Genomic DNA, 11,871 nt, shown 5'->3' with positions numbered 1-11,871 from the left:
AGCGCGCTCAGCGCAACATGAACGACATCGCCGACAGGCAATTCAGCATGCGCACCACGTGTTCCGCCGACGCCGCGCTAAAGCGCAATGTGACCGCGTCGACGCGCGTGAGCGTCGGCCATTGGCAGAACAGATCCGCGAGCCCGCTGGTTTGCACGCGCAACTCGCATTCCACCGGCTTGACTTCGGCGCGTGTGGATTCCCGCGCATGCCCGTCGGCCAGATGCTGCTGAACCACCTCACGCGCGGCACTTTCTATGGCCGTGCGAGCGCTTGCCGGCGATTGCGTGACGCCGCTTGCCTGCCCCGTCGCGTGCTTGGTGACGACAAAACGCGCGCCCGGAAAACGCGGCGCGGTTTCTTGCGCGAACACATCGTCACCGGATAACAGCGCGACGCGTGCGCCATATTCTTCCGCCAGCGCGCCATATAGGCCCGCCTCGCCCACCTCGACGCCGTTCAGCGAAACGCGCGCGAACGCAAAACTGTTGATCGTGTGCGCGAGGATGCCGTGCGTTTGCGACATGGCGTGATAGCCGATCATGAAGACCAGCGCCGCGCCGTATTCGAGCCCGGCCATCATGCCGAGCGTGCGCGGCTTGCCGAGCACCACCTGAGCGCGTGCATCGAGCAGGTCCGGAAGCAGATTGCGAAAGCCCCCGTGAGAATCGTTGACCCACACCTGTGTCGCGCCGCCGGCGAACGCGCCTTCGATTGCGGCGTTGGCTTCGAGCGTCATCCAGCGGCGCGCGGCTTCGTATTCGCCGTTGCCCGCGCGCGTTTGCTCAGGATGAAACACGCCGGCAATGCCTTCGATGTCGGCGGAAATGAGGACTTTCATCAGGGAGTGCGCTTGAGTAGTTGAGCAAGATCGGGAACGCTGTCACGCAGCGACAGCCGCCGATGGCCATCGCGCCCGGTCACGGACGCGGCACGCCACAAGGCGTCGAGAATCGCCTGCTCGACGCTGTCCGCGCAAGCGCGAAAGAGCGGATCCAGACGCTCGTCCGCGAGCAACCGTGGCGGCGTCATGAAGTCGGCCCCGTGAGGCACGGTATGCGCCGTTGAAAACGCCAGCGCGATATCGCCGCTGCCGTGGCCGTACACCGAGCCGGTGCGCGCGAGACCCGCTGCCGCGCGCAACGAGAGGCGCTTGAGCTGGCGCGCGTCGAGCGGCGCGTCGGTGGCGACGATCATGATGATCGAGCCTTGCTCGGGTTTCGTCGCCGGCGTGGCTGACAATGCCGTGGCCTCCGCTTTGGCCGCGCGTTCGGCGAGCACGCGGCCGAGCGGCGTGCCGTCGATGGTCAGCATCGGCAGGCGGCCGAAGTTCGCCAGCACGAGTGCGCCGACGGTATAGCTGCGGCCTGCCGCGCTCGCCACACGCGACGCGTTACCGATACCGCCTTTCAGATCGAAGCACGACATGCCACGGCCCGCGCCGACCGAGCCGCTCGCGACATTCGCGCTGGCGGCCGCATAAGCGTCGTCGAAATGCTGTGCAGTGACGGCCAGCGCCTGAATGTCGTTCAGGTAGCCGTCATTGCATTCGAACACCACCGGATTGACTGTCGACCACTCGCGTCCGATCCGCGGATTCGCGCGCACGGCCGCGCGAATCTGCGCCTGCGCGACGGCCGCGACGCCGAATGTATTGGTCAACGCAATCGGCGTTTCCAGCGTGCCGAGTTCCTCCACTTGCACGAGCCCGATGCTTTTCCCGAACCCGTTGATCACCGACGACGCCGCGGGCACCTTGTCGAGAAACGGATCGCCACGATGCGGGCGGATCACGGTCACGCCGGTTTGCACGGCGCCTTCATCGAGCGTGCAGTGTCCGACTGTCACGCCCGGCACATCGGCAATCGTGCCGAGCGGACCTGCCGGCAACGTGCCGATATGCGGCGCGTTTTCAAACTCGGGCGAATTCATGGCCGGTCGAGCTTCGGATCGAGCGCGTCGCGCAGACCGTCGCCGAGCAGGTTGAACGCCAGCACGGTCAGGAAAATCGCCAGACTCGGAAACAGCGCGATATGCGGCGCCGTCACCATGTCGGCGCGCGCTTCATTGAGCATCGCGCCCCACTCGGGTGTCGGCGGTTGTGCGCCGAGGCCGAGAAACGACAGGCTTGCCGCCGTGATGATGGAGGTGCCGATACGCATCGTGAAGTACACCACCACCGAAGAAATCGTCCCCGGCAGAATGTGCCGCACGATGATCGTCCAATCCGACGCGCCGATGCTGCGCGCCGCTTCGATATACGTGAGTTGCTTGAGCATGAGCGTATTGCCGCGCACGAGCCGCGCGAACGCCGGAATGCTGAAGATCGCAACCGCGCAGATCACGTTGATCATGCCGTTGCCGAGAATCGCCACCACGCCGATGGCGAGCAGAATGCCGGGAAACGCGAACAGCACATCGGCGACGCGCATCGTGATGCGATCCCACCAGCCTTCGTAGTAGCCGGCCAGCAGGCCGAAGAACGTGCCGATCACCGCACCGATCGCAACGGACAGAAAGCCCGCTTCGAGCGAAATGCGCGAACCCGCCAGAATGCGGCTGAAAATATCGCGGCCCAGCGAATCCACGCCGAACCAGTGCGCCGCGGACGGCCCCGCGTTCAACGCGTCGTAATCGAAGAAATTCTCCGGATCGTACGGCACGATATGCGGCGCAATGATTGCAACCGCAATCAACAGCAGCACGAAGATGCCGGCGGCAAGCGCTACATGCTGCTTACGGAATTTGCGCCAGAACTCGCTCCACGGCGTGCGGATCGCGCGTTCGGCTTTGACGGTGCTGGCCGCATTCGGCTCGGTGGCGGTCGTGCTCATGCGGGCCTCACTTGAAACGGATAGTCGGGTTGATCACGGCGTACAGCACGTCCACGACCAGATTGATAATGATGAATTCCAGCGAGAACAACAGCACTTCGGCCTGAATCACCGGATAGTCGCGCATCGACACGGCATCCACGAGCAGGCGTCCGAGGCCCGGCCAGTTGAACACCACTTCGACCACGATCGAGCCGCCCAGCAGAAAGCCGAATTGCAGGCCCATCATCGTAATGACGGGAATCATCGCGTTACGCAGGCAATGTTTGACGATCACGAGGCGTTCGGGCACGCCCTTGGCGCGCGCGGTGCGCACGAAATCTTCATTCATCACTTCGACGAACGACGCGCGGGTGAAGCGCGCCATCACCGCCGCAACCGCCGCGCCGAGCGTGAGCGACGGCAGCACGTAGCTCTGCCACGAACCGTCGCCGACAATCGGCAGCCAGCCGAGCTTCACCGAAAAAATTTCCATCAGCAGCATGCCGAGCGCGAATGCGGGAAACGAAATACCCGACACCGCGAGCGTCATGCCGAGCCGGTCCGGCCAACGGTTACGCCACACCGCGGAGACGATGCCGATGCCCATGCCCAGCACGACCGCCCACACCATGCTGGCGAGCGTGAGCAGCAGCGTCGGCATGAAGCGCTCGCCTATTTCCTGGCTGACCGGGCGCTTGCTGCGCGTCGAGATGCCGAAATCGCCGTGCGCGATCTTCACGAAGAAGTTGGCGAACTGCTGCGGCATCGGCTTGTTCAGGCCGAGGTCGGCACGCACCAGCGCGACCGTCGCCTCGTCCGCATCGGGACCGGCGGCGAGCCGCGCCGGATCGCCCGGCAACAAATGCACGAACAGGAACACCAGCACGGCGACGATGAAGAGCGTCGGCAGCAGGCCAAAGAGACGTTTGACGAGAAAGTTCAGCATGAAACCCAATCCGGCAATGATGCGGGCAACGAAAGATTCTGTGCGGCGGTCAAGCGACCGCGCGTGGCGGCGTGCCAGTGAAACACGGCACGCCGCCACGCACGGTCAGCTCATCACTTGATCGCGATTTCGTCGAAGTTGAATGAACCGTCCGGCGCCACGTAGGCACCCGACAGACGCTTGCTGCGCGCGTACACCACCTTCTCCTTGACGAGGAAGATCCACGGCGCGTCGGTCCAGATGCGTTTTTGCGCGTCGGTGTAAAGCTCGGCTTTCTTCGCGCGGTCGGTGGTTTCGAGCGCCTGCTTCAGATCGCTGTCGACGGTGTCGTTCTTGTAGTAAGCGGTGTTGACCATCTTCGGCGGGAACGAGACGGACGCGAGCAGCGGCGTGATCGCCCAGTCGGCTTCACCCGTCGACGACGACCAGCCCGCGTAGTACATGCGCACCGGCGCGGTCGCCGCGTCCTGCGCGCTTTCCACCTTGGCGACGCGCTGACCTGCTTCGAGCGCTTCGACCTGCGCCTTGATGCCGACCTGCGCGAGTTGCTGCTGCACGAACTGGATCACCTTCTGCGCGGTCGAGTAGTTATACGCGGACCACAGCGTGGTTTCGAAACCGTTCGGATAGCCCGCTTCCTTCAGCAGCTCACGCGCCTTGGCCGGATCGTACGGCCACGGGCCCTGCTTCACCGCATAGTCGACGCCTTGCGGCACCACGCCGTCGGCCGGCGTCGCATAACCGGCGAACACGACCTTGGTGAGCGCGTCCTTGTTGACCGCATAGTTCAGTGCTTCACGCACCTTCGGATTGTCGAACGGCTTCTGGTTCACATTCAGGCTGATATAGCGCTGAATGATCGACGGCGACGCGATCAGATCGACCTTCGGGCTCGCCTGCAATTGCGCGGCCTGTTCGAACGGCACCTGGAATGCGAAATCCGCTTCGCCGGTACGCATCAGCGCTGCGCGCGTGTTGTTGTCGACCACCGGCTTCCAGTCGATCGCGTCGACCTTCGGGTAGCCCTTCTTCCAGTAGCCGGCGAACTTCTTCACCGTCAGATCGCCCGCCGGGTCCCACTTCACCAGTTCGAACGGACCCGTGCCGACCGGATGGAACGCGATGTCCTTGCCGTACTTCTTCAGCGCGTCCGGCGAAATCATCACCGCCGACGGATGCGCGAGCACGTTGACGAACGCCGAGAACGGCGCCTTCAGCGTGATCTTCACCGTGTACGGATCGACCACTTCGGTCTTCTCGATACGGTTGAACATGTTGTAGCGCTTGAGCTTGTTCGCCGGATCGGTCACGCGGTCGAAGTTCGCTTTCACGGCGGCGGCGTTGAAGTCGGTGCCGTCCTGGAACTTCACGCCGTGGCGCAGTTTGAACGTGTAGACCTTCGCATCCGGGCTCGCTTCGTAGCTATCGGCCAGCACGTTGACCAGCTTCATGTCCTTGTCGAAGCCGAAGAGTCCCTGATAGAACGACTTCGCGACAGCTTGCGAGAGCGTGTCGTTGGCGTCGTACGGATCGAGCGTCGTGAAGGTCGAGGCGACGGCCATCACGGCCGTGGTGTCGGCGTGCGCCGCATTGCCCGCGAGCATCGCGAACACCACCGCGCCGCCGCTGATCAGCGCGCGCAAACGAAACGGAGAAGACGGGACCAGCAGGTTCATGAGGTTGGCTCCAGGCTGCGAAATGAAAACAGGTTGTGATGCTGCGAGAAGAAGTGTGTGGCTGGGGTTTTCTGTATTGCTCTTTGGTAAGGCTCTTTGGTAAATCTCTTTAATACCGCTCTTTAGTACGCACCGCCCACGCGATGCTGGGCGACGAAATGATCCGGCCCGACCGCGACGAGCGGCGCCACGACCGGTTCATCGCTCAGCGCGCGGATCGGGCTCGGAATCTCGTCGGCGGCGAGCATGCGTTTCGCGTGACGGCGCGCCGGATCGGCGACCGGCACCGCGCCCATCAGCTTGCGCGTGTAGGGATGCTGCGGCGCTTCGAACACCGCGCGGCGCGGACCGATCTCGACGATCTGGCCGAGATACATGACCGCGACGCGATGACTGACGCGTTCGACCACGGCCATGTCATGCGAAATGAACAGATACGCGACGCCCAGTTCACGCTGCAGATCGAGCATCAGGTTGACGATCTGCGCCTGCACCGAAACGTCGAGTGCGGAGACGGATTCATCGGCGATCACGACTTTCGGGTTCAATGCCAGCGCGCGTGCAATCGCAATGCGTTGCCGTTGACCGCCGGAAAATTCGTGCGGATAGCGCCGCGCGGCTTCGGGCGGCAGGCCGACTTTTTCGAGCAGCCAGGCCACGCGCGCCTGCGCTTCGGCGCCCTGCGCGACGCCGTGCACGAGCAGCGGCTCCATGATCGAAAAGCCCACTGTCAAACGCGGATTCAGCGAGGCGAACGGGTCCTGAAAAATAAACTGGATGTCGCGACGCAGCGCCTGTAACGCGGGGCCCGACAGCGAACTGATTTCCTTGCCGTTGAATTCGATCGACCCGCTTTGGCTTTCCACGAGGCGCAGCAGCGAGCGGCCCGTGGTGGATTTGCCGCAACCCGATTCGCCGACCAGCGCCAGCGTTTCGCCGGGCCGCAAATCGAAGCTGACTTTTTCCACCGCGTGCACGCGGCCCGTTACGCGTCCGAACAGCCCGCTCTTGACTGGAAAGCGCGTAACCAGATCGCGCACGCGCAGAATCGGCGGCGTGGTTTCCCGCACCAACGGTTGGGTTTCTTCGGCGACGGCGGCAGCGGGACGCACGGCTTGATCGGCGCCGCTCAAACTGGCCTGCTCGACAGTCAGGATCGGAAATTTGGCCGGCTGATCCGTGCCTTGCATCGCGCCAAGACGCGGCACGGCAGCGAGCAACGCCTTCGTATAAGGATGCGACGGCGCGGCGAACAGCGCGTCGGACGCGCCCTCTTCCACCTTCTCGCCGCGATACATCACCAGCACGCGGTCCGCCACTTCGGCGACCACGCCCATGTCGTGCGTGATGAAGATCACGCCCATGTTCATCTCGTCCTGCAAGCCGCGAATCAGTTGCAGAATCTGCGCCTGGATCGTCACATCGAGTGCGGTGGTTGGCTCGTCGGCGATCAGCAACGCGGGCTTGCACGACAGCGCCATCGCGATCATCACGCGCTGGCGCATGCCGCCCGACAGTTGATGCGGGAAACGCGCCGCCACGCGCCGCGCTTCCGGAATACGCACGAGTTCGAGCAGGCGCAGCGTTTCCGCATGCGCGGCGGAACGGCTCTTGCCCTGATGCAAGGCGATCGCCTCGCTGATCTGATCGCCCACCGTGAAGACCGGATTGAGCGAGGTCATCGGCTCCTGAAAGATCATCGCGATGTCGGCGCCGCGAATCGAGCGCATCGTGCCCGACGACGCTTTCGCGAGGTCGAGCACGCTGCCGTCGCGGCGCCGGAAAGCGATGCTGCCGCCGGCAAGGCGCCCACCGCCGTGCTCGATCAGCCGCATCAACGCGAGTGAAGTAACTGATTTGCCCGACCCCGATTCGCCAACGATCGCGAGCGTCTCGCCGCGCTCGACCGTCAGCGACAGATTGCGCACCGCGTTGAACGTGGTCTCGCCGCTGCGAAAGGCGACTGACAGATCGTCGACCGCGAGCACGCGCTGCGGCGGCAAGGTGTCGATAAGCGGACGGGCGGTGTGCGATGGAGTCGGCACGGTGGTTCCTTTGAATTCGAACGCGGCTGACGAAATGTCAGGCGAAGGGTCAGGCGCCAAGCGGACGCACGACTAGCGGTAAATCGCCGTCACCGGCGTTTCACCGAGCCGCGCAAAACCGCGATACATGCCTTCGGTATTGAACGGCAGCGTGACGTTGCCGCGTGCATCCACGGCGATCAGTCCGCCGCGGCCGTCGATTCTCGGCAGGCGGTTCATCACCACGTCGTCGGCCGCTTCCTGCAGCGACACATTGCGGTAGGCCATTTGCGCGGCGACGTCGTACGCCGCGACCATGCGCATGAACATTTCGCCCGAGCCGGTGGTCGAGACGGCGCAGGTCGCGTCGTCCGCATAGCAGCCCGCGCCGATCAGCGGCGTATCGCCGACCCGGCCGACCTGCTTGTTGGTCACGCCGCCCGTCGATGTCGCCGCCGCCACGTGGCCGTGCTGATCGAGCGCGACCGCGCCGACGGTGCCGAACTTGCGGTTCGGGTCGATCGGTTCATGCGGTGTCGGGTCGTCGTCATTCGCCGACGGTGCGGCGGCCAGCGTCGCGCCGTCGTGATCCAGCATGGCGCGCTGCTGATCGCGCGCGAGCAGCCATTGACGATGGCGCGCTTCGGTATGGAAATACTCGGGCTCGACGAATTCGAGCCCTTGCGCGGCGGCAAATGCTTCCGCGCCTTCGCCTGTAAACAGCACATGCTCGCTGCCTTCGAGCACGCGCCGCGCCGCCAGAATCGGATTGCGCACGCGCTTCACGCAGCAGATCGCGCCGGCGTCGAGGGTGCGGCCGTCCATGATCGCGGCGTCGAGTTCGTGCGTGCCCGCCGCCGTATAAACGGCGCCGCGGCCCGCGTTGAAGAGCGGACAGTCTTCGAGCAGGCGCACGGCTTCGCTGACGGCGTCGAGCGCGCTGCCGCCGTCGGCGAGCACGCGCTGGCCGGCGCTCAGCACGGCATGCAAGGCGGCGTGGTATTCGGCTTCGGCGTTAGCCGACATCGACGCGCGCAGGATCGTCCCTGCCCCGCCATGAATGGCAATGACTGCGTTGGAGTTCATCGTTTGGTTTTGCTTGTGCGAGTAGTACGGGCGGTCCGAGTGGTCCGAGTGGTTCGCGTCGCGTTGCGCGCGGGCCGTGCGTTCGTGCCGGCGGATTCGGCTTGCGGGTCGACGAGCCACGGCAGCAGGAATTCGCTGACCTCGGCGGCGGCTTTCACCGAGCGTTTGGCCCGATACGCCACCGCGTCGCACAGCGCTTCGATGACGGCGAGCACGGCCGAATCGGCGTTCGCCGCAAGCCGCCGATCCGCGCGGATGTAGAGCGAAAGGTCGGCGAATTGTGCGAGCGGCGAGCGCGGACTGTCGGTCAGCGCGAGCACGCGAGCGCCACGGCCTGCCGCACGGTGAGCGAGCTCGATCGTGTCTTCGACGTAGCGCGGAAACGCGATGCCTATCACCAGATCGCCCTCGTTGCAGGCAAACAGACGCCGCGCGGCATGCGAAGGTCCGCCCATCAGCGCGAGCGACTGCACGTTGTCGTGATACGGCATCAACCCGTGTTCCATCAGGCCCGCGAGGAACGCGCTCGCGCCGTAGCCGAGCACGAATACGCGGCGCGCGGCGATGATCGCTTCGACGGCGGCTTCGGCCGCGACGCTGTCGATTGCCGTGCGGGTGGCGTGCAGGTTATTGGCGGCCTGTTCGAGCGACGCGTCGACCACGTCGTCACCGGCTGCGAGCGACTCCTGCGCACTGCGCAAACGCTCGACCGGCGCGAGCGTTGCCTCGAAGCCGCGAACCAGCCCCTCGCGAAACTGCGGATAGCCATCGAAACCGAGCGCGCGTGCGAAGCGATTCGCCGTCGCCACCGACGCGCCGACCACGCTGGCCAGTTCGTCGATCCGCATGGTCGCCGCGCGAAACAGATTGGCCAGCACGTATTCGCCCATGCGCCGATGAATCGGCGTCAAGGTCGGCATGGCGGCGGCGATACGCGCGGCGATGGCCTGCTCGGCGGGATTGGTGGCCACGGACGGTTGATGAATCATGCGAGCGGTGCGGTGTCCCCGGCAGGACTTCCCGCCGGGCGTAATGAAAATGAATGAAAGTATATTTACATAGAAATCCCATCAGAAAAAATTCATTTTCATTTTTGAGGGTTTTCACGGATGAACCGCGTCCGAAAGACGCATCCCATCCACGCAGGCGCGCGGCCGCCTGAAAATCGGTTTTCAGCAAACCGCGGCGCTTTGCTCTGGAATGCGCGCGAGCCGCGCCGCCGGCGACATGAAGATGATCAATGCCTGCGCGAGGAAGGCTGCCGCCGCCGCGACCAGACACGCGTCCATGCCCCAGCGCGAACTGATCGCCGCGCCGAGCAATGCGCCGAGCGGCCGCGCGCCGTACGTCGCGGTACTGTTGAGCGCGGACACGCGGCCCATCATCCGTTCAGGCGTGATCGCCTGGCGCAGGGTGGTCGAGCCGACCACCCACAGAATCGGTCCCGCGCCGAGCAGAAAAAAGCTCGACATGGCCAGCCAGAACGACAGCGCAACGAGCGTCGCCACCATCACGAGCGAGGCGAGCAATCCGCACGACGGCCCGATGATCAGCACACGGCCGAACGCAAGGCGTCGCGCAATGGCGGGTGCGGCCAGCGCGCCGCACACCATGCCGACACCGTAGGCGCCGAGCGTCACGCCAACCGCGGAAGCGGTCAGCCCCAGCCGATGCACCGCGTAGGGCACGTACACCGCTTGCAGTACGAAGAAGCCGAGGTTGAAGAACACCGCCGTCGCGAGCATGGGACGCAGCAGCGCATCGCGCAGCACGAAACGCGTACCGTCGCGCAGTTCCAGCATGAAATGTCGCTGCGGCGCCACCACGCGCGGCGGTTCACGCAAGCCCGCCAGCAACGCGACGGCCAGTGCGGACAGCGCGGCCGCGCAGCCATACGCCCAACCCGCGCCGATCCAGCCGACCAGCAGCCCGCCGAGCGCCGGCCCGGCCGAATACGCCACGCTGCGCGCGAGTTCGAGCCGGCCGTTCGCGCCAGCGTACGCTTCGCGCGGCACGAGCGCGGGCACCAGTGAAGGCGCGGCGACGTTGTAGGCCACCGTGCCGGTCGCGGCGATGAAACCGAGCGCGGCGAGAAGCGGCAGGCTCAGCGCGTGAGTCATGACGAGCAGCAGCACGCACAGCATGGCGAACACGCGCACGCTTTCGGCGAGCGTCATCAGCGTGCGGCGCGAGCGGCGGTCGGCCCAGACGCCGAGCGGTATGGACAGCAACAGGAACGGCAACGTCTGCGCGGTTTGCAACAGGCCCGTGTCGCGCGCGTCGGCGCCGAGTGCGAATACCGCCACGAGTGGCGCGGCGGCGAGGCTGATCTGCTCGGCGGATTGCGCGACGAGGTTCGACCACGCGAGCCGCCTGAATGCGGCCGGCAAACGCTGCGCGGATGAGGTGGAAGAGGTAGCGAGCATCGATGAACTCCGGCGACGTGAGTGAAGTGAAGCAAAGGCGTTCATCGTGGTCCGACTCGCGCAGCGGGGCGCTCCGCTTCTTGCGGTGTTATTCTTCGCTCGCCATGAATCTCGAAAGCATTCTCTTCACTCAAGGGTTCGGCTCGCGCCGTCAATGCCGCGCGCTGATCGCCGACGCGCGCGTGAGCATCGGCGGCGCAGTCTGCACCGATGCCGACGCCGATTTCCCCACCGGCGACTCCACGTTTTCCTTCAGCGTGGACGGTGTGGTTTGGCCGTATCGCGAGCACGCCTATCTGCTTCTGAACAAGCCGGCGGGCTACGAATGTTCGCGCGATCCGCAGCATCACCTGAGCGTGTTCAGCCTGTTGCCGCCGCAGTTCGCCGAGCGCGGCGTGCAATGCGTGGGACGGCTGGATCAGGACACGACCGGCCTGCTGCTGCTCTCTGACGACGGCAAGTTCGTGCACCTGTTCACCTCGCCGAAACGCAAGGTGCCCAAGGTGTATGTCGCGACCACGCGCCATCCAGTCGACGACGCGCAATTGAGCGCGCTGCGCGACGGCGTGCTGCTGCACGGCGAGGCCAAACCGATTGCCGCTGTGGACGCCCAGGCGCGCGGCGCTCACACGCTCGCGCTCACCGTGATGGAAGGCAAGTATCACCAGGTCAAGCGGATGATCGCGGCAGCGGGCAATCGGTGCGAGGCGCTGCATCGCGAGCGGATCGGCGGCCTCGCGATGCCCGAAGCGCTCGCACCGGGCGCATGGCAATGGCTCGACGAAACCGACCTCGGATCTTTACGGAGCGGGTAAACCGGTAGTGGCCCTTTAAGGCCTTGATGCAACAGGAAAACGCGTGCGCGTCTGTGCACTCAGCGTGCATGCCGCGGGCCCA

Annotated in this window: 10 protein-coding genes; 1 reads left to right on the top strand and 9 read right to left on the bottom strand. The window is 65.0% G+C overall.

What is annotated here, in order from left to right; genetic code table 11:
• Window positions 1–7: 7 nt before the first annotated feature.
• From AC57B1_RS34145 to AC57B1_RS34105, 9 genes are all read right to left on the bottom strand, one after another.
• Window positions 8–841 (bottom strand): M55 family metallopeptidase, encoded by an 834-nt coding sequence (locus AC57B1_RS34145; RefSeq protein ID WP_408354422.1) that lies wholly within the window; start codon window positions 839–841, stop codon window positions 8–10.
• Window positions 841–1,932 carry a DmpA family aminopeptidase gene (locus AC57B1_RS34140; protein ID WP_496419911.1) on the bottom strand — a complete coding sequence of 364 codons (1,092 nt, stop codon included), beginning with the start codon at window positions 1,930–1,932 and terminating at the stop codon, window positions 841–843. Before AC57B1_RS34140 ends, AC57B1_RS34145 begins: the two co-directional genes overlap by 1 nt.
• Window positions 1,929–2,834, bottom strand: coding sequence for a glutathione ABC transporter permease GsiD (gene gsiD / locus AC57B1_RS34135; protein WP_091799766.1), 906 nt, complete (start codon window positions 2,832–2,834; stop codon window positions 1,929–1,931). Before gsiD ends, AC57B1_RS34140 begins: the two co-directional genes overlap by 4 nt.
• A 7-nt stretch (window positions 2,835–2,841) precedes the next feature.
• Complete coding sequence (gsiC, locus tag AC57B1_RS34130; protein WP_091799763.1) at window positions 2,842–3,762, bottom strand: glutathione ABC transporter permease GsiC; 921 nt, start codon at window positions 3,760–3,762, stop codon at window positions 2,842–2,844.
• Between the two features lie 113 nt (window positions 3,763–3,875).
• Complete coding sequence (gene gsiB, locus AC57B1_RS34125) at window positions 3,876–5,438, bottom strand: glutathione ABC transporter substrate-binding protein GsiB (RefSeq protein ID WP_496419910.1); 1,563 nt, start codon at window positions 5,436–5,438, stop codon at window positions 3,876–3,878.
• A gap of 122 nt (window positions 5,439–5,560) precedes the next feature.
• Window positions 5,561–7,483 carry a dipeptide ABC transporter ATP-binding protein gene (locus tag AC57B1_RS34120; RefSeq protein WP_091801057.1) on the bottom strand — a complete coding sequence of 641 codons (1,923 nt, stop codon included), beginning with the start codon at window positions 7,481–7,483 and terminating at the stop codon, window positions 5,561–5,563.
• Between the two features lie 72 nt (window positions 7,484–7,555).
• Window positions 7,556–8,548 carry an isoaspartyl peptidase/L-asparaginase family protein gene (locus AC57B1_RS34115; RefSeq protein ID WP_408351394.1) on the bottom strand — a complete coding sequence of 331 codons (993 nt, stop codon included), beginning with the start codon at window positions 8,546–8,548 and terminating at the stop codon, window positions 7,556–7,558.
• The gene (locus AC57B1_RS34110; RefSeq protein WP_496419909.1) at window positions 8,545–9,537 is read right to left on the bottom strand and encodes a MurR/RpiR family transcriptional regulator; all 993 of its coding nucleotides are present in this window, start codon (window positions 9,535–9,537) and stop codon (window positions 8,545–8,547) included. Before AC57B1_RS34110 ends, AC57B1_RS34115 begins: the two co-directional genes overlap by 4 nt.
• A gap of 183 nt (window positions 9,538–9,720) precedes the next feature.
• Window positions 9,721–10,974 (bottom strand): MFS transporter, encoded by a 1,254-nt coding sequence (locus AC57B1_RS34105; RefSeq protein WP_496419908.1) that lies wholly within the window; start codon window positions 10,972–10,974, stop codon window positions 9,721–9,723.
• A 104-nt stretch (window positions 10,975–11,078) separates the two neighbouring features.
• Here AC57B1_RS34105 and AC57B1_RS34100 point away from each other — a divergent pair, with 104 nt between their 5' ends.
• Window positions 11,079–11,789 (top strand): pseudouridine synthase, encoded by a 711-nt coding sequence (locus tag AC57B1_RS34100; protein WP_408296189.1) that lies wholly within the window; start codon window positions 11,079–11,081, stop codon window positions 11,787–11,789.
• Window positions 11,790–11,871 lie beyond the last annotated feature (82 nt).

This window comes from Paraburkholderia sp. BGA-UO-ETr-F21, assembly GCF_059567925.1.
This window is presented reverse-complemented; position numbering and strand designations above follow the sequence as displayed.